A 17,794-nucleotide genomic window follows, 5' to 3' on the forward strand; every position below is an offset into this window, starting at 1 on the left:
ATCCCCATTTTTATGAGACTGCTTTCTTTCCGCTTACCCTTGCTTCTTGTGCTCTTGCTGGCTTCTTCCTGTGACGAGCTTTTTGAATACCACCCCAACCAGATCAGGCTCAAAGACCATGAAAAGGACCTGACGGCTTATAATCTCAAACGCCTGGCTTCGCAGAACCCGCAAGATACCGTGCGCCTCTTGGTCATGGGTGACACCCAGCGGTTCTATGATGAAACGGTAGATTTTGTGCGCACAGCCAATACTTACGCCAACATAGATTTTGTGGTGCATCTGGGCGATATCTCAGATTTTGGCATGTCTCAGGAATTTACCTGGGTGCATGACATCATGCAAGACCTCAAATGGCCCTACCTTACCGTTATTGGCAACCATGACATGCTGGGCAACGCCAGACAGGTGTACAAGAAAATGTACGGGCCGCTCAACTATTCTTTCACCTATGGGCACACCAAGTTTGTGTTTGTAGATACCAATGGCCGCGAGTACGGGTTCAACGGCAAGGTGCCTGACCTGGACTGGCTGCAGCAGGAACTGACCCCGGCGAGCGGCGACACCTGGCAGCAAGCCATTGTGGTCTCCCACGTGCCGCCCTTTGACACCGACTTTGACAAGCAGCTGGAACTGCCCTTCCACCAGACCCTGGCCCAGGCCCAGACCGTCGCCCTTAGTCTGCACGGCCACAAACACAGCTGGACCACCCAGAACACCTATGACGGCTCTATTCTATACCATGTCACCACCACGGTGAAGGAGCGCAGCTTTACCTACCTCAAAATCTGGGACGGCGGGTACGCCCTAGAGAAAGTGACTTATTGATATGAGATCCATTATAAAAGCGGCGCTGGTCATTCTGCTGCTGGTAGGGTCGCAGAAGGTAACGGGACAGGAAAAGGAATGGTCTCCCTACTATTTAAAGGCCCAGTTTGCCGGTGACGTAGGGTTGGCTTCTGTGGGCATTGGCCGCCACTTGTTCCATAGCCGCCTGGAAAGTGATCTTTCACTAGGCTTTCTACCCAAAAGCATAGGCGGCGACCATATTTTTACGGTGGCCCTAAAGTCAACGCTGCTGCCATTTAGGCCGGTAGCCATAAAGAAGATAGACTGGCACCCGTTCACTGCAGGTGTACAGTTAGGCTATACCTTTGGGGGTGATTACTTTGCCGCCGAAGGATTTTTGAGCCGCTACCCAAACAGCTATTACCGGTTCTCTACCGCCCTCAACTTTTACCTGTTTGCCGGCGGTCAGGTAAACTTTACCAGGGTAGAGAAACTCCACCGCTTCGCCGCTTACTATGAGGCCGGCACCATGGGCGAATACCTGATTTCCTATCTCCAGAACCCCCGTTACCTGAGCCCCACCAAAATCTTCCACCTGGCGCTGGGGGTGAAAATGCGACTGTGAGAGGCACCGGCTAGCCACTAATTTTCCGTTACTTACCTGGTGGTTACGAGGAGAATTATGGGCGATTTCTAGAAAACCAATGGTACCGTTTTGAGCCTGTTTTTATAAAAATAAGCCAAAAACAGTATTGCGGAAAGAACCTCTTTGCACTCTGCCACCAAGAAAAAACCAACTAAAACAAAGCTGCGTTGAACAGATAGCTTTCTGCCAGAAGGCCCATAGAAACTGCCACTGGTTGGTACTACGCTTCGGTCTTCTGGAACACCTTTCCCATCGGCCAGGGGCCAGGCGCTCTACCGTTTACAGGATGTGGACAATTCTGTGGGGAAAGTCTTTTAGTGAACCTAAGGGCAACAGGGCGGCAAACCAAATAAAAATGCTACCTTAAACACTAAAGAAGCGGCAGGGAGCGTACCTTAAATCAATACGGCAAGAGAAGAGATGGAAATGAAAGTGAAGGAATTTAGCCAGTTGCCTTTAACGGAACAGATCAGGTATATGCAGAATTCGGGCCGCTACCTGCATGCGCGCCTTAAGGGCTGGTGCCACATCAGTCTGTATTTTATGGGTAGCTTTTACGCCGAGGTCTGGCTGTTGGAACATTGCGGCAGTATTGGCATGGTACGCACGTTTACCTCGCAGGAGCAGTTAGACCCTTACCTGAAGACCACGTCCATGGAGAACCTTTTAAAGGAACTGGTATAGATAGTACTCTACACGCTAGGTTTCAATTAAGGTAGTTTTCAGGCCCAGCCAGGAGCCATCCTGCGCCTTGCCTATGATATAGGCCTGTACCTCTGTTTGCCCCACTCTATACACTTTCAGTTCCTGCAGGTTGGTTTCCAGCCAGGTCTGCAGCGCCTTGAAGCGTTCTGCGGAGGCTTGCTCTACAGGGTCATCAGAGGGCCGCACCATATTCCGGAAGAAGTACGGCAGCTCTACCTGTTCCACCGGCTGGCCTGTCTGGCCCATGGCCGCCAGAAATCCGTCCTGGGTTTCGGCTGGGGTGCCTGCGGGCAGCGTGAAGGGTTCCAGCGGAGCCTCGCTCTCACTTATGAACAGCAGGTCCTTAGCCGCCTGCTCTAACTGGGGTAATAAGGAAGACATCGTCATAATGAAAAGTAATCCCGCGGGGCAATTACCTGTAAAGTCGTTTGCCCCGCGGGGAAGGTAACTTATTGCGTAGGGCCAGAGTCTACCCTGGCTTCAATCACAGACTGTACGCTGGATGATACGTTGGAAAGAATATTATAGCCGGTGGCGGCCTCAATAGCGTCTACGGTGGTGCGGTAAGAGCCCCAGCTGCTGCTGATGCTGGTGGTGTTAGGGGTGTTCACGGCAATGACGCGGGTGCCGGTGGTTACGCGGGCGGCATCACCGGTACCGTTGGGTAACACCACAATCACTTTCCAGATGCGGTTGGGCACGGTGATCTTGCCGGCGGCCAGGGTCTCTTTGTAACCAGCGCTGCCAGTACCGCCTTTGCCATAGCTGCCCATGATGATGTACAACTCATTGCCGGCATTGATAAGCGTACGGCAGTAATTCTCCAGGTTAGCCCAGGTTTGCTGGTTGTTGGGCCCGGCCTGCGGAATCATGTTAGACATTAAGAACGTAGCGGAATTGTCTGTCACGGTAAGGGTACGGTCTGCCGACGGGCAGTTATGGCCCCGATCAAAGCCGCTGCCGGTGTAGTCACTGGACTGTACGCGGTAAAAGGCCGAAGGCAAAGATGTGTCTGCCCGGAAATCGTCCTGGCGGGGTGTGCTGCCTACCCAGGCGCTGCTCAGGTGCCAGCTTACCCAGTTAGGCGTGCCCCGGTAGCTATTGTAAGACATAACGTACTGGTGTTTGCTTACCAGGTAGTTGCTGTAACTGGTGCCGGCGCCGCTGGGGTTACCCATGGTCAGGTGGCTGTCTTGGGTAGCGGTGGCATTACTGATGTTGGTTTGGCTAATGGCCTTGTCTGGCGCTACATCCTCAATAGAACAGGAGGTGGCAAAGCCCAGGGCAAGCGCCAAAAGCAGGGGACGGTACAGGTGTTTCATAAGGGGGAGTTTTAGGTTTTAAATATTTATGAAATATAGTGGGTTCAGGCCCACAGGCAAAGCCCTATATATTATTTTTATAACAATAAGCCCCGCCTGCTGGGGCAAGGTGTTTTGAGGCTGTTTTTAGAAAAATAGCCTCAAAACAGAAGTGGGGCGCAGCCTGCTAAAACTAATACTGGCCGTGGCTTGCACACTGCTAAACAAAATGTAAGTTAGGTACTGAAAGCAGCCTATCACCCTGTACCAGCCAGCCGCAGGCACGGGCAGCAAAGCCTAATCCCACCTTTTGCATAAAGCACGAGGGCTTTCCAGGGTAGCTTTTCAAAATGAACATTGGAACATGAACCGTACGTCTACTTATGCCGCGGCAAAAGCCGTGGCCCCCATTATAGAAAACCATTTTGCCGAACAGCAGGCCGACGCCCGTCTCAGGGGGGAAGAGCACCTGGCCCCGGCCCCGTCTGCCCAGGTGATTGAGGCCTTGATTGATGCCGCTTTCTGGGCCAGTCTGCGCAAGGAAGAAGGCCAGTCGCCTAAAATCTCCCTGGCCTTTCTGTCTCCTGACCAAGCCAGTAAGCCGCTGTTGTTTGCCCAACGCCTGCCCCTTACCTCCTATACGCTCACCAAACTAGCACCCGGGGTAGAAAGGCCGGGCATTCACCTGGGGGTCTGGATGGAGAAAGGCGAACTCTACCTCTGGGGCACTACCCGCGAAATCCTGAGTTTCTGCTTTGTGCTGGATGTCTCTGAGCCGGGCCTGCTGGTGGTAAAGCACCGGCGCGCCAGCGGCTTTGGTAAGTTTGCCAACGTAGCCGTGCTCAAAGGCGATGACATTAAAATCATTGATGAACACAGTGACACCCTCCCTGATTGCCCCGCCGTGATGACTTCTCTGCTAGGTTTCACCGCACCCGCTACCTGGGATGACTCTGTGAATGTGCTGGTGCAGCTGGCCGTGTCTATGCGCGCCCACGGCCGGGGTGGCACCCTGTTAGTGGTACCCGCCGGATCTCACAAATGGCAGGAGTCTATGGTGCGCCCTATGCCTTACGCAGTTGCCCCGGCTTTCTCGGCGTTGGCCCATCTCATGCAGCAGGACAAGGAAGACCGCAGCCGCAGTATCTGGCAGGGTGCCCTTAGGCGGGAAATAGACGGAGTGGCCGGCCTCACCGCCGTGGACGGTGCTACCGTAATCAGTGACCAACATGAACTCCTGGCCTTCGGGGCGAAGATCATTAGGGCAGACGGCAACGAATTGGTGGAGCAGATTGTGGTCACTGAACCGGTAGTAGGCAGCGAACCCGTGATCGTGCACCCCAGCAACAATGGCGGCACCCGCCACCTCTCCGCGGCCCAGTTCGTGCACGACAACCAGGATGCCATTGCCTTGGTGGCCTCACAAGACGGCCGTTTCACTATTTTCAGCTGGTCACCGTGTGAGATGATGGTGCACGCGCATAGGGTGGATATGTTGTTGTTGTAGGGTTTATGTGAATTAGTCAGATGCACCATTTGAATAAATGGGTCTAGCAGTTGATAATCTTGATAGGCAGGGTACCAACTGCAGGAGCGGATTCCTTTATCATGACAGAATGAACAGATAACTTCATCGAAGAACAATTACCCTTGAGCGCCCACTTATACTAAATAACGGCTGCTATAAATATTGGCTTTTAATATAGGAATTAGCAATATAGAAGCATTAATATCTAATAGTGTTAGTAAGTGGTGTTGATAACCCCAAAATTGTTAGTAACTCTGATGAGTGTATGCATATTTAACTTAAGAGAGGAAGCATAGCATAAATTCTATTCTTTCTGTTTCTAGCCCGTTTTTCGCAAAACACCTCAAAACAAGAATCCCGCTTCAGACCTTGAAGCGGGATTCTTGTTTTGAGCCATAGATGAGTGAGGGAAACTTCTAGATAAGGATTCGCTCCAAGAAAAGGGTATAACCTACCCAAAGAAGCTTCTTACTTGGGACTTGCGTTTACGCCTTTCCTTTTTCTATATCAGAGATAATGATAGAGGCCAAGTTCTCCAGAATCTTTTGGTCGGTTTCAGAGAAATCTCGGGGTTCTTTATCCACTATGCACAGCGCGCCAATGGTATATCCGTCTGAAGTGGTCAATGGAGCCGCCGCATAAAAACGTAGCCCGAGGTCACCGGTTACCATAGGGTTGCTTAGGAGGCAGGGCTCCTGCAGGGCGTTCTTGAAAATAGTGGGGTCTTTCCGGAGGATGGCCAACGAACATAGGCTCACTCCCCTGGGTGTCACCGTGCCATCTTCCATACCCACGCCCGCCTTGGTCACCACCGAATCGCTTTCCACTAGGTTCACCAGCGCAATGGGTACATTGAACATGCGTGCCGCCATACTGGCCACATACTTGAAGGTCCCTTCTTCCTGGTGTGTATCTAGAATATCCAGGCTATGTAGTTTGGCAAGCCTTTGCTCCTCGTTCTCGGGAATAAGGGGTAGGCCGAAGGTATTGTCCATGCGTGAAGTGACTAATAGTGCTACCTATCTTAACCTAGGCTGCCTGGTAATAGTTGCAAACAATTGAGTGGAGAAAAGACCTATTCCCAAGATTCTGTGACAGCCAATGACTAGAGTAAATGAGAAAGTAGGGGATATAGAGAGGGCTAAAAGCTGGAATTACATGATAGTTCTACTGCAGGAAAACGCGAATGAAGATTCTTATTAGGTCCTTTAAACCGTAAATGATAAACGTAAATTAGCTTTAAAAGGGAGATGCATTTCCTTTAAAGATATTAACCTTTTGATATGGATTTCCCCTTTGGAACGCGTGGAAGGCTTTAGGGGCTGATAAAAAATAGCCAAAATTAGTTTTCAAAGATAAGGTAGCTGTAAAGGTTGTCTAGGTTTGTTTTCAGCTTTCATGGGCAATTCTGTTTTAAGCCTCTTTTTCTAAAAACAGCCCCAAAACAGGAATTCTCTCTAAAAATAGGATTGCGCTTGCCTAAGTGCAGAGCTAGCTCAGACATTGATTGGGTTAGAGGAGGGGCTTAAAAGCGAAAAGGAGTCTATATGTTTCCATAAGACTCCTTTTTTCACTTAGATTCTCACCGGTAAGCAAGAGCCTAAATTGAACAGTTACAAACTTTTTGATTTACGAGATCAAGATAGTATACGCCCTGCATTAAAAGAAGGTTGTGTAAATGCTTAAATAATAGCATGTTAAATAAGTAACCGGCGTGCTAAGCCCGTGTTAAAGCTGCTTAAGTCTTTTAAAAAGAGTCTGATAATCCATGGAAGGAGGAGGAAAAGGTGGGCTTCAATTGTTTTTGACCAGCAAAATTTCAAAGGTGGTGCCTTGGTCTAGCGCACTGTCTACTTTTATCTTGCCACCCATGGCTTCCACCTGGGTCTTTACCATAAACAAACCAACTCCTTTTCCCACACTGTCTGGGTGGAAGCGTTTGTAGAGCCGGAAGACCTGGTCATGGACTTTGCGGGCATCAAACCCGGTTCCGTTGTCAGACACGGTCACCTTCACGCATTGCCTGGGGTCTTTCTCCGCTTTCACCGAAATCATAAGTGGGCGATCCTGGGAGCGATATTTAATGGAATTAGAAAGCAGGTTGTAGAAAACACTATGAAGATAGGCCCGGTACCCCTGCACCTTTGTCTCGGGCTCTAGGTCAGATTCCACCTTGGCTCCAGACTGTTCCAGGGAGTCGCGTAGGTCATACATGGCCTGCTCAAAAACTTCCTGCAAGGGAATTTCCCGTTTCACGATAATGTCTTTGCCATCCCGTATAGAGAGGATATTGGTCAGGTCCATGAGGACTTCGTCCATGCGTTTGACGCTCTTGTGCAGGTATTGCAGCCCAACGTCAAACTCCTTAGAATCCTTTGGTTTTTCTGTGAGCAGCTTGCTTAACCCAAGTACGTTTGCCACGGGCGCGCGCAGGTTGTGTGACACAATGTAGTTAAACTGATGCAGGTCCTGGTTCTGCCTGGAGAGTTCCTGGCTAAGGCGTTCCTGCTGTTCTTCTACCGTTTTAAACGCTGTGATGTCATGCACCATGCCAATCAGGCGCTCGCATTTCCCTTTGGCGTTGAAGACGGGTACCACCGCTACCTCAGCGGTCTTCTTACCCGTGGGGTATTCAGAAACTTCTTGCCAAGACACCTGTTGCCCGGTTTTAATCGCCTCAGCGTACTTCCCTTTGACCAGGGTAAGGGAAGGTTCTGGTATAACCTCATCCACTAAGCTGCCTTCTACCTTATGTATGGGGACCCCAGTTGTGACCTGGAACGCTTTATTGACAAAAGAGAACCTGTAGGTGTCTTCTGCCTCTACCTCAAGTAAGAAAATGACATTGGCGAGGCTGTCCAGAATGAGGGGAAGGAGCCGATAGTCTATGTGGGAAGTCACCTCTGGGTTGGGCCTGACCGCCGGCATAGGCTGGATGGTAGCCAGAGGTTGTACCCTTATCACCACCGCAGTGTCCAGGATAGGATAGATCTCCAGCACGCATCCTTCTTTGATAGGAAGCTGTTTTGTGACCCGCTCTTTGGGTTCCACCTTCCGTTTGAAGGCTGTTTTGGTAGCAACCACCTCTTCCACCAGTTGGGTCAGGTGGGAGGCAGAAATACTCAGGATATGGCCAATCAGGGCCGCAGGAAAGGACGTTAACCGAGACAGTTCCTCTTGGTCTGCGTCTACCCAATCACAGAAAGCCTGGTTTGCAGAGATTACCGGGAAGCTGGCTTCGGCAGCCAGAACCAGATGTGGAGTATTGGATTGAGCGAAAACCGCTCCTATGGTTTCTGGACTGAGCATCTATTTTTTTATTCTCTTGGTAGCATTGTTTCCTTTCCTGCAAAGTAAACTTAAAATACTCATACGTGTTTATGCTAGGAATGTCGGTCCCGGCCATAGATTGCAGCAATAAAGAGTTTCGCCTGGAACGGGAAGTTGCCCTCGGGTGAATCTGAAAGCCAGGTAGGGTAGAGTACAGGGCCAACGCTCCTAAATTTAATCAATACTATTGACCCTATCCCTGTTTGGCTGCCTTTAAAAGGCGCTATTGTGCCAGGGAAGTTGTTATGCATTGGTCAATTTGCTGCTATGCCTTTCCCCATTCACCTGGTATGTGGTTTTTAGGTAACTGGCGGACAAGAAGGGGCCGAAAGATGTAATAGCATTTTAGAGAGTGCTTTTTTCAAGGTGAGTACGTTTATGGAGTAAGACGTATGCACATGGCCGCACGGGAATGGAAACGCTAGTGGAGAAGTACTGGAAGGGGGAGTGGTAAAAACAAAAACGCCCACTCCTGTTAAAAGAAGTGGGCGTTTTAATTGCTGGTGGTGATGATTGGAATCGAACCAACGACACAAGGATTTTCAGTCCTTTGCTCTACCGACTGAGCTACATCACCAGCACCTTTTGTGACCGTTCCGGAGATGTTTCGCTGCCGTTGTGGTTAAAAAGTATGCAAAGGTAAGCAGCCAGACCATATTTGCAAAACTTACGGCAAAAAAATCTTTTATACCGGTTTCCGAATACTTTGCTAAATTCGTTCGTAGTAGAAGCAGATTCCAACGCTAACCACCCCTTCCGTGATTCATACCATCGCCTTTCTTTTAGTAGCTGTTCTGGGTATAGGTCTGTTTGTGTGGCAGATACGCAAGATCACCCGCAACATCAACCTGGGCCGCGACCGCGACATCTCCGGCAACGTGTCTGAGCGAATCAACGCCGTTTTACTGGTAGCCTTTGGGCAACAAAAAATGTTCAAGCGTCCCTGGCCCGCCTTTTTGCACCTCTTTGTGTATGTAGGTTTCCTGGTGATCAACATTGAAGTGCTGGAAATTTTCATAGACGGCATCTTCGGCACGCACCGCGCCTTTGGGGTGTTGGGACCAGCTTATGACGCCCTCATGGCCGTGAACGAAGTACTGGGTGCCTTGGTAATTGTGGCCTGTATTATTTTCCTGGTGCGCCGCAACATCACCAAAGTGCCCCGCCTGACCCGCGGCCCTGAGATGCGCGCCTGGCCCAAGATGGATGCCAATGTGATTCTGGTCACGGAGATCGTGCTCATGCTGGCGCTCTTCGCCTTTAACATAGCTGACCAGAAGATGGCCCAGCTCAACAATCACGAGCTCCCCGGCACCTTCCCGGTAACGGCCAGTATGGTCAACCTGTTCGGGAGTGACGTGTCTACTCTGGCGCTTATTGCCGGCATTGGCTGGTGGGTGCACATCATAGGCATTCTGGCCTTTATGAACTACCTGCCAAGTTCCAAGCACTTCCATATTATCATGGCGTTCCCTAATGTGTACTACAGCAAGCTGGAGCCGAAGGGCCAGTTCAGCAATGTGGAAAGCATTACCCATGAGATAAAAGCCATGCTGGACCCCAGCTACGTGGTACCGCCCGCCCCCGAAGGAGCCCAGCCGCAGAAATTTGGCGCCCAGGACGTGGGAGACCTCACCTGGAAACAGCTCATGGACTCTTATACCTGCACCGAGTGCGGCCGCTGCACCAGCGTATGCCCGGCCAACCTCACTGGCAAATTGCTCTCGCCGCGGAAGATCATCATGGATACCCGTGACCGGATGGAAGAAAAAGGTGAGTCACCGCTCATCTTCTCACCAGCCCATTACAAAGAGGAGTCTGAGCGCGTGAAAGCCACTGAAGAACGTACCCTGCTGCGTGGCTACGTGACCCCAGAGGAGCTTTGGGCCTGCACCACCTGCAACGCCTGCGTAGAGTCCTGCCCGGTCAATATCAACCAGCTATCTACCATCATGGACATGCGCCGGTATTTGGTACTGGAAGAATCGGCGGCGCCGGCGGCCCTGAACACCATGTTCAACAACATTGAGAACAACGGCGCGCCCTGGGCCTTTTCGCCTAGCGACCGCTTCAACTGGGCCAATGATTTGTACACGGTTTCCAAAAACTAGGCTTAAAACGCAATTACCCTAACGCGCATTAGCTTTTGTGCGGCATGCCGAATAAATTAGCACACAAGCACATTATCTAATTAGCACATTACCTCTATGTCAGAGAAAAAACAGATACAAGTACCCGTCATGGCTGATCTGGCCGCCCGAGGAGAAACCCCTGAGGTCTTATTCTGGGTAGGCTGCGCCGGCTCCTTTGACGACCGTTATAAAAGAGTTACCCGCGATTTTGTGCGTATCCTGGACCACGTGGGCACCAGCTACGCCGTGCTGGGCATGGAAGAGACCTGTACCGGTGACCCTGCCAAACGGGCCGGCAACGAGTTCCTTTTCCAGATGCAGGCCATGACTAACATTGCCACCCTAGACGGCTACGGCATCAAAACCATTGTCACGGCCTGCCCGCACTGCTTCAATACCATCAAAAACGAGTACCCGGCCCTGGGCGGAAACTATGAAGTGATCCATCACTCTACGTTTTTGCAGAACCTTATCAATGAAGGCAAGGTGAAAGTGCAAGGCGGCGGGGTCTTCAAAGGCAAACGCATTACCTTCCATGACAGCTGCTACCTGGGCCGCGCCAACAATATCTATGAAGCCCCCAGAGAAGTACTAGCCGCCCTGGACGCTGACCTGGTAGAGATGAAACGCAGCCGCGCCAACGGCCTCTGCTGCGGTGCCGGCGGTGCCCAGATGTGGAAAGAGCCTGAGCCCGGCAGCAAAGACATTAACGTAGAGCGCGCCGAGGAAGCCATTGGCACCGGAGCCACCATCATTGCCTCTGCCTGCCCGTTCTGCATGACCATGATGTCTGACGGCGTGAAAAGCCAAAACAAAGAAGACGCCGTACAGGTATTTGACATAGCTGAACTCATAGCCCAAGCCGAGGGGTTGAATGGGTAGTTGGTAGCAGGTATTTCGTATCACGTATTCTAACCATCCTAATATTCCTGCTTCAAGTTTTCAACTTGGGGCCTTGGTTAGGGGCAAGTTTTCAACTTGCCTGGTAAAAAGTTGTAAGGAAGTTGAAAACTTCCATCAATGATACCCACAAGTTGAAAACTTGCGGGAGGAAAAGGGGGAACAAGGTCTTGCTACGTGATACGCACTACTTTCAACTAACCAAGGTTCTCATTAATAAGCTGCAATTAAATCAGCAAAAAAACTAAATTGCCTTTTGAGCACGTTTTACAGAAAACAGGCCCAAAAGGCAACTTTATTTACTGGAATAGATTAAATGTGTTGCTACTTGCCCCATTGAGGAAGTAGCACATTAGCACCTTAAATACTTAGCACATTAGTACCATGTACGTTCCTTTTCATCAATTGCCGCCGCATAGCCGCCTGTGGGTGTACCAGCTCAGCCGGCCACTTACGTCTCAGGAAGAAGAGCAGCTGAACCAGCGGCTCCTGGCTTTCGTAACGGAGTGGAGCAGCCATGGCGCTGGGTTACAGGCCTCTTATGACCTCCGGGAGAAACGTTTTCTGTTGCTGGCTACTAATGAAGAAGTAGCCTCGGCGTCTGGATGCTCAATTGATGCCTCAGTGAACTTTTTACGCCAGTTGGAGCAGGAGTTCAACGTTGGATTCTTTGACCGCACCACCCTTTCGTTTCAAAAGGATGGTGAGGTATTGACCGTGCCCATGCCCCAAATGAAAAAAGAAGTGGCCGCCGGAGCATTATCTGGTGACACCCTTTACTTTGATACCTTAGTACAAACCTTAGGCGCGCTGCAAGACCAGTGGCCGAAGCCTGCCAAAGAGACCTGGCTGGCCCGGTATTTTTAGACATCGTTCAACCGCCCAAACGGCATAGGAATGCATATCATGCGACAGAACAAAACTCTGGTACTAGGATTGGCTTTGTCTTTGGCCATGGCCGCCTGCGGGCCCTTCAGGAGCGCGGTGCAAAAAGGCGACAAAGATTTCGCGCAAGGCGAATACCAGTTGGCCATTGAGCACTACCAGGCTGCGCTCAAGAAGGGTCGTACCGGTCCGGCGGTGAACTTTAAGTTAGCCGAAGCCTACCGCATGTCTAACCGTCTCAACCAAACCGAGCAGTACTATAAGGCCGCTATTGACGGTGGGCAGCGAACAGAGGAAACCATGTTCCGCTACGGAATGGCTCTCAAGGCGGCCGGAAAATACAATGAGGCCGCCGAGCAATTGCAGCGCTACCTTGCGGTGGCGTCTAATAAAACCTTTATGGCGCAGGCCCAGCGCGAGGTAGAAAACCTGAAAGTGGTGCCTTCCATCATCAACACGCCCACTTACCAGATTGTAAAACCCGTGCCGGCTACCAATACCGCCGCCTCAGAGTTTTCGCCGGTGCTCCGGAACGGGAATGAGCTTCTATTTACGTCCACCCGCGAGGAAACCCGCTACCTGGGTAACGGCGAAGGGTTCCAGAACCTATACTACTTAATGCTGGCAGATACCGGCGCGGTGGGCACAGCTTCCCCAGCCAGATTGCTGGAGGGACCGGTGAACGCGCAGGGCATGCATGATGCCTCGCCGGCCTTTACCAATGAGGGGCGCACCATGGTGTTCGCGCGCAGCAACAGCGGCAAGAAAACCGGAAGGCAGGATGTGGATTTGTTTGTCTCTAATTTCAAGACCAACCTTTGGTCAGAGCCCACCATGCCTACCAGCATCAACGATGATGCCGCCTGGGATGCCACACCCGCTTTCTCTTTAGACGGCCGTACCCTTTATTTCTCCTCAGACCGTCGCGGCGGACAAGGTGGCAATGATATCTGGAAAACTACCTTGGATGCTGGCGGCCGTTTCTCGCGCCCCGAAAACCTGGGCCCCACCATCAATACGCCCGGCAATGAGGCTTTCCCGTACATTGGCCCAGACAGTACCCTATACTTTGCCTCAGACGGACATCCCGGCCTGGGTGGATTGGATCTGTTCAGGGTTAGCGGTGACTCCGTGATTAACCTGGGCACACCCATTAACTCCGTGGGCGATGATTTCTCTATTTTGCTCACCGGCCCAGAACAGGGTTTTTTTGCCTCTAACCGCGAAGGCGGCCAGGGCGGTGATGACCTGTATTCATTCCGGAAATATCAACCCAAGCTGGTTGCCTTTATCCTGGACGGAAAAGTGCTGGAACGCAATGATAAAACCAATGCCACCTCGCCCATGTTGGGCATTAGGGTAACGCTGCAGAACGCGCAAGGGCAGAAGGTGAATGAGGCCACCTCAGACGCGAAGGGTGCCTTTACCTTCAGGTTAGATACGGCCAGCGTGTACTCCGTTATCGCCGAAAAACAAGGCTACTTCGCCTCACGGCAGCAGGTGATTACCCAAGGCAAAACCCCGCCGCAAGACCAATTAACCAAGCCTCTCACCGAGATCAGGCTGTCTACCACGCTCACGCTCAGCAAAATTGTGAAGGATAAGGCCATTGTGGTGGAGAACATCTTCTATGACTTTGACAAAGCCGATATCAGGCCAGACGCTGCTGTTGAGCTGGATAAACTAGTGCAGACTTTGGTAGACAACCCCAAAATCACCATTGAGCTGAGTTCACACACAGATAGCCGCGGGGTAGATATCTACAACCAGGACCTGTCGCAGCGCCGGGCACAGAGTGCGGTAGATTATATAATTTCCAAAGGCATTGACCCCACTCGCATCACCGCAAAAGGCTATGGCGAGAGCCGCCCGGTAGTGAAAAATGCCAAAACCGAGGACGAGCACCAGCGCAACCGTCGCACTGAATTCAAGGTGACCCGCATTGCCGAGTAAGCTGCCCGCGCTTCATTTTTGAAATACCACAAGAAAAGCCTCCCATAACCGGGAGGCTTTCTTATTTTTGCCCAACCATCAACAGTCTCTGCGTTTAGAGCACGTTTTTGGCAAAACAGCCCTAAAACGGCCTTTACACAAACAATGCCCACCATGGAAAACCGGTATCTGCAGCGCGGCGTCTCCGCCTCTAAAGAAGATGTGCACAACGCCATTCAGAACATAGACAAAGGCCTGTATCCGCAGGCGTTCTGCAAGATTATCCCAGACCTGCTGGTGGGTGACCCCGAGTACTGCAACATTATGCACGCCGACGGTGCCGGTACCAAATCTGCCCTGGCGTACCTGTACTGGAAAGAAACCGGAGATATCTCCGTCTGGAAAGGCATTGCCCAGGACGCCATCATCATGAACACCGATGACCTGCTCTGCGTGGGCGCTACTGATAACATCCTGCTGTCCTCTACCATTGGCCGCAACAAGAATCTGGTACCTGGCGAAGTGATTGCCGCCATCATTAACGGTACCGAAGAAGTCTTGCAGATGCTGCGTGACAACGGCATTGGCATCTACAGCACCGGTGGCGAGACCGCCGATGTGGGCGACCTGGTGCGCACCATCATTGTGGACAGCACCGTGACCGCCCGTATGAAACGCGCTGACGTCATCTCCAACCATACCATCCACCCCGGCGATGTGATTGTAGGCTTCGCGTCTTACGGACAGGCCACCTATGAAAGCGAGTACAACGGCGGCATGGGCAGTAACGGCCTTACCAGCGCCCGCCATGACGTCTTCGCCAACTACCTGGCCCAGGCCTACCCAGAAAGCTTCGACCCCGCCGTGCCCGCTGATTTAGTCTACTCCGGCACCAAACGCTTAACAGATATTGAGCCTGAAACCGGTTTAACCGTAGGTAAACTGGTGCTGTCGCCTACCAGAACCTACGCCCCTTTGGTTCAGGCAATTTTAAAAGACTACCGCTCCCAACTGCATGGTATGGTGCATTGTAGTGGCGGTGCCCAAACTAAGATCCTGCACTTCACCAAAAACGTGCACATTATTAAAGACAACCTGCTGCCGGTTCCTCCGCTGTTCAGACTCATTCAAGAGCAAAGCAACACCAGCTGGCAGGAAATGTATAAGGTCTTCAACATGGGCCACCGCCTGGAGCTCTACGTTCCCGAAGCCATTGCCCAAGACCTGATTGCCATTAGTAAGTCTTTCAATATTGACGCGCAGGTGATAGGTAGGGTAGAGGCGAGTGCCAAGAATGAGTTGACTATTAGGAGTGCGTATGGGGAGTTTTATTATGAAGGGTAAGAATTAGAAGTAAGTCTCCCGCCTCCCGCCGTTGTTGGTGTTCTCACCAACGACTCCTGCTGCTTTTCCATTTGCCATAAAGCCTTTACTGTCTATTCCCTTTCCTGCCAAGCTTCCGGGCTGGGGTGGCGGTCTGCCCGCGTCTGTCACTTTTCTCCTTGATGAGAAAAGTAACCAAAAGAATCAAGAAACCCCGAACTCGCTGCCGCTCAGACAGGCGGGGCTTCCTTTCAGTACCACCGGGTGAAAGCCTTCTGTTTCATAGGGAGCTTAGGCTATTGCCAATGGAACTGCCGTTGCTTGCCCCTGCCCATGCTTCGGGCTACGCGGTGGCGGCCCTCCGCAAGGTCCAGGGCAAAGGAGCCTATTGTTGTTTGATGGGTTGCAAGGCCTGCATCGCCCTAAAGGGCGGTGGGAAAACAATGGCTGCTTAATGCTGGATTGCCTTGGCTCAAAAGACCTCGTAGTGTGCGCAGCTCCTCCGAGCGTCTTTGCTAAGGGCTACGCATTTCGTCCCCCTTTGAAGGGGGTAGGGGGATGACAAAGGCTACTGAAGACCCATCTACCGTTACTACTGAGTTAGCTGCTTATCTCTCATAGGATTACTTCATTCCTCCAAAAGCTCCTCCGTTTCCGGCCCGTTTTTCATAAAATATGTTAAAACCAGAAACATTCACATCTTAAATATAGGTTTGGCATAATACTTGGATAAAGGCTTTTATGTCTTATTAAATCTTAGCAAGATGAAACGTCTATACTTTTTGGGGATATTGTTTTTGCTGGCGGTGCAAGTTGTGCAGGCGCAGAATCGTGATGAAGCGGCTATTTTGGTGGAAACCGAGCGGGGAGAATACTTCCAGCTGGCCATTGGCGGACGCATCATCAATCCGGTGCCTTCCAGTAGGGTAGCGGTAGGCGATTTGCCGCCGGGAAGGCATACTCTTAACATTAGAGTCCTAGGCCGGGGAAGAAGAGCCCAGGTGATTAATGCCATAGTAGATTTAGCCGGCGGGTATGAAACTATTTTTGTACTGGAGCCGGTAGGCCGGGGCGTCTCCCTGATCTTGCGTAAAGTAGACGAAGTGCCGTTAGCCCGTCCGGTGCCGCCCGCCGATGCGCCTGCCAGTTGCCGTTACGCCATGGAACAGGAAGACGTGGACCGGGTACTCAGGTTTATGAAAGACGAAGGCTTTGATGACCGCCGCCTGGAAATCGCGAAGGGGGAAATAAAACTGGCCGGCGGCATTATGACCGATGACCTTTACTTACTCATGAAAGCACTTTCCTTTGAAGACCGCCGGATAGCCTTGGCCAAATTCGCCTATGACTACGTCTGCGACCGCCAACGCTTCAGCCGGGTACTGGACGCCCTGGAATTCTCCAGCAGTAAACGTGAACTACAGGATTTTCTCTACAAACAGTAGCACTGGATAGACGCTGGATGATTGACATTAGATGCTAGACTTTTTAGGTGGTTAGTAGATAGAAACGCAGGACTAGCTTATATACAGAAGGGGCGCCGTTTTAGTAAACGGCGCCCCTTCTGTATTGCTGGTTGGTCTGAGCCAGGCAAAAGTCTAACGTCTAATATTGTCTTAACGCAAACGGTCCATGGAGCGCACCAGGTCTTCATCACGCTTGATAAAGCGGTTGGCCAGTACGTTCATCAACAAACCTACTGCCGGTAAGTAGAAGCCTGAAAGGTACTCGCCCTGGCCGTTGGTTTTCACCAGGTCTTCGCCCACGTAAGAAGAATAATAAAAGGCAAAGCCCATCAAGGCGGCCATCACCAGAGAGTTCAGCAAGCCCAGTTTCATCTGGTTTAGGCGGTTCTTGTATTGGAAAATCTCAAAGAGGGCAATCAGGGCGGCAGCCCCGGCCAGAATGGCTATGAAGATGGTGTTGGTGGAAGCAGTTTCTGCAGTAGCATTCACGGGGGCCAATTTGAAGGCGTTCAATACCCATTCCTGCCCGTCGGCGGGATTGGTTTTAGCCCAGATAGGCACAAAAAACAGGGCTACCATGGCCACCACAATCAAGAACAGGAACACGCTCTGGACTCTTTGTATCATAAGAAGGTTTGTTAAAAGAATAGAAGCTGCAAAACTACACAAAACTTCTAAACCTTGGGCCCGGAAATCGCTTTAGCGGGTAACCTTTAACAGTTCAGGAAACCATTGCCTTTTGGTCTGCCTGCCTCTGGGCTAACCCTTTTGGGGAAGACACCCACCAGTAAGAAATGAAATGGAGTACTATGTTAAGTAGCCCCAGTTTGGCATGGACCTTGTAAAGGCTGATTCAT

15 protein-coding genes and 1 tRNA gene are annotated in these 17,794 nt (G+C 51.3%); 10 read left to right on the forward strand and 6 right to left on the reverse strand.

The features are described 5' to 3' along the window. Positions 1–12: 12 nt before the first annotated feature. From ACYVJQ_RS14445 to ACYVJQ_RS14455, 3 genes are all read left to right on the forward strand, one after another. Entirely contained in the window at positions 13–828 is an 816-nt protein-coding gene (locus ACYVJQ_RS14445) for a metallophosphoesterase family protein (RefSeq protein ID WP_460893812.1), read from the forward strand. 1 nt (position 829) lies between these two features. After that, positions 830–1,414 carry a hypothetical protein gene (locus tag ACYVJQ_RS14450; RefSeq protein ID WP_460893813.1) on the forward strand — a complete coding sequence of 195 codons (585 nt, stop codon included), beginning with the start codon at positions 830–832 and terminating at the stop codon, positions 1,412–1,414. Between the two features lie 447 nt (positions 1,415–1,861). Continuing rightward, the gene (locus ACYVJQ_RS14455; protein WP_460893814.1) at positions 1,862–2,119 is read left to right on the forward strand and encodes a hypothetical protein; all 258 of its coding nucleotides are present in this window, start codon (positions 1,862–1,864) and stop codon (positions 2,117–2,119) included. 15 nt (positions 2,120–2,134) lie between these two features. On the opposite strand, the gene ACYVJQ_RS14460 is transcribed toward ACYVJQ_RS14455, so the two are convergent. Both ACYVJQ_RS14460 and ACYVJQ_RS14465 read right to left on the reverse strand, forming a co-directional pair. Continuing rightward, positions 2,135–2,521: a nuclease A inhibitor family protein gene (locus tag ACYVJQ_RS14460; protein WP_460893815.1), complete on the reverse strand. Its 387-nt coding sequence runs from the start codon at positions 2,519–2,521 to the stop codon at positions 2,135–2,137. A gap of 68 nt (positions 2,522–2,589) precedes the next feature. Next, entirely contained in the window at positions 2,590–3,462 is an 873-nt protein-coding gene (locus ACYVJQ_RS14465; RefSeq protein WP_460893816.1) for a DNA/RNA non-specific endonuclease, read from the reverse strand. Between the two features lie 343 nt (positions 3,463–3,805). Between ACYVJQ_RS14465 and ACYVJQ_RS14470 the strand changes: the two genes are divergently transcribed. Continuing rightward, positions 3,806–4,948: a putative sensor domain DACNV-containing protein gene (locus tag ACYVJQ_RS14470; RefSeq protein WP_460893817.1), complete on the forward strand. Its 1,143-nt coding sequence runs from the start codon at positions 3,806–3,808 to the stop codon at positions 4,946–4,948. 506 nt (positions 4,949–5,454) lie between these two features. Here the strand turns inward: ACYVJQ_RS14470 and ACYVJQ_RS14475 are convergent. The 3 genes from ACYVJQ_RS14475 to ACYVJQ_RS14485 form a co-directional block, all read right to left on the reverse strand. Continuing rightward, positions 5,455–5,964: a GAF domain-containing protein gene (locus ACYVJQ_RS14475; protein ID WP_460893818.1), complete on the reverse strand. Its 510-nt coding sequence runs from the start codon at positions 5,962–5,964 to the stop codon at positions 5,455–5,457. Between the two features lie 799 nt (positions 5,965–6,763). Next, positions 6,764–8,278 carry a sensor histidine kinase gene (locus ACYVJQ_RS14480; protein ID WP_460893819.1) on the reverse strand — a complete coding sequence of 505 codons (1,515 nt, stop codon included), beginning with the start codon at positions 8,276–8,278 and terminating at the stop codon, positions 6,764–6,766. Positions 8,279–8,800: 522 nt separating this feature from the next. Further along, positions 8,801–8,876 (reverse strand) — tRNA-Phe (locus ACYVJQ_RS14485). A gap of 181 nt (positions 8,877–9,057) precedes the next feature. On the opposite strand from ACYVJQ_RS14485, the gene ACYVJQ_RS14490 reads away from it, so the two are divergent. From ACYVJQ_RS14490 to ACYVJQ_RS14515, 6 genes are all read left to right on the forward strand, one after another. Then, positions 9,058–10,410 carry a 4Fe-4S dicluster domain-containing protein gene (locus ACYVJQ_RS14490; protein WP_460893820.1) on the forward strand — a complete coding sequence of 451 codons (1,353 nt, stop codon included), beginning with the start codon at positions 9,058–9,060 and terminating at the stop codon, positions 10,408–10,410. A gap of 129 nt (positions 10,411–10,539) precedes the next feature. Beyond that, positions 10,540–11,313: a (Fe-S)-binding protein gene (locus ACYVJQ_RS14495; protein WP_460893861.1), complete on the forward strand. Its 774-nt coding sequence runs from the start codon at positions 10,540–10,542 to the stop codon at positions 11,311–11,313. 402 nt (positions 11,314–11,715) lie between these two features. Further along, a complete protein-coding gene (locus ACYVJQ_RS14500; RefSeq protein ID WP_460893821.1) occupies positions 11,716–12,198 on the forward strand; it encodes a hypothetical protein in 483 nt (160 codons plus the stop codon). A 39-nt stretch (positions 12,199–12,237) separates the two neighbouring features. Beyond that, positions 12,238–14,169, forward strand: a complete 1,932-nt coding sequence (locus ACYVJQ_RS14505) for an OmpA family protein (RefSeq protein WP_460893822.1) — start codon at positions 12,238–12,240, stop codon at positions 14,167–14,169. A gap of 153 nt (positions 14,170–14,322) precedes the next feature. Further along, entirely contained in the window at positions 14,323–15,492 is a 1,170-nt protein-coding gene (locus ACYVJQ_RS14510) for an AIR synthase related protein (RefSeq protein WP_460893823.1), read from the forward strand. Between the two features lie 743 nt (positions 15,493–16,235). Then, positions 16,236–16,916, forward strand: coding sequence for a DUF4476 domain-containing protein (locus ACYVJQ_RS14515; RefSeq protein ID WP_460893824.1), 681 nt, complete (start codon positions 16,236–16,238; stop codon positions 16,914–16,916). Between the two features lie 171 nt (positions 16,917–17,087). Here ACYVJQ_RS14515 and ACYVJQ_RS14520 read toward each other — a convergent pair whose 3' ends face one another. Beyond that, a complete protein-coding gene (locus ACYVJQ_RS14520) occupies positions 17,088–17,564 on the reverse strand; it encodes a DUF4293 domain-containing protein (RefSeq protein ID WP_460893825.1) in 477 nt (158 codons plus the stop codon). Positions 17,565–17,794: the final 230 nt, after the last annotated feature.

This window comes from Rufibacter soli (assembly GCF_054781795.1).

What these genes read in the sequence shown, in the direction of transcription:
- ACYVJQ_RS14495 (WP_460893861.1), top strand. Translation starts at nt 10,540, where the DNA reads ATGGCTGATCTGGCCGCCCGAGGAGAAACCCCTGAGGTCTTATTCTGG.
- ACYVJQ_RS14470 (WP_460893817.1), top strand. Translation starts at nt 3,806, where the DNA reads ATGAACCGTACGTCTACTTATGCCGCGGCAAAAGCCGTGGCCCCCATT.
- ACYVJQ_RS14465 (WP_460893816.1), bottom strand. Translation starts at nt 3,462, where the DNA reads ATGAAACACCTGTACCGTCCCCTGCTTTTGGCGCTTGCCCTGGGCTTT.
- ACYVJQ_RS14455 (WP_460893814.1), top strand. Translation starts at nt 1,862, where the DNA reads ATGAAAGTGAAGGAATTTAGCCAGTTGCCTTTAACGGAACAGATCAGG.
- ACYVJQ_RS14450 (WP_460893813.1), top strand. Translation starts at nt 830, where the DNA reads ATGAGATCCATTATAAAAGCGGCGCTGGTCATTCTGCTGCTGGTAGGG.
- ACYVJQ_RS14475 (WP_460893818.1), bottom strand. Translation starts at nt 5,964, where the DNA reads ATGGACAATACCTTCGGCCTACCCCTTATTCCCGAGAACGAGGAGCAA.
- ACYVJQ_RS14480 (WP_460893819.1), bottom strand. Translation starts at nt 8,278, where the DNA reads ATGCTCAGTCCAGAAACCATAGGAGCGGTTTTCGCTCAATCCAATACT.
- ACYVJQ_RS14500 (WP_460893821.1), top strand. Translation starts at nt 11,716, where the DNA reads ATGTACGTTCCTTTTCATCAATTGCCGCCGCATAGCCGCCTGTGGGTG.
- ACYVJQ_RS14505 (WP_460893822.1), top strand. Translation starts at nt 12,238, where the DNA reads ATGCGACAGAACAAAACTCTGGTACTAGGATTGGCTTTGTCTTTGGCC.
- ACYVJQ_RS14460 (WP_460893815.1), bottom strand. Translation starts at nt 2,521, where the DNA reads ATGTCTTCCTTATTACCCCAGTTAGAGCAGGCGGCTAAGGACCTGCTG.
- ACYVJQ_RS14515 (WP_460893824.1), top strand. Translation starts at nt 16,236, where the DNA reads ATGAAACGTCTATACTTTTTGGGGATATTGTTTTTGCTGGCGGTGCAA.
- ACYVJQ_RS14520 (WP_460893825.1), bottom strand. Translation starts at nt 17,564, where the DNA reads ATGATACAAAGAGTCCAGAGCGTGTTCCTGTTCTTGATTGTGGTGGCC.
- ACYVJQ_RS14510 (WP_460893823.1), top strand. Translation starts at nt 14,323, where the DNA reads ATGGAAAACCGGTATCTGCAGCGCGGCGTCTCCGCCTCTAAAGAAGAT.
- ACYVJQ_RS14445 (WP_460893812.1), top strand. Translation starts at nt 13, where the DNA reads ATGAGACTGCTTTCTTTCCGCTTACCCTTGCTTCTTGTGCTCTTGCTG.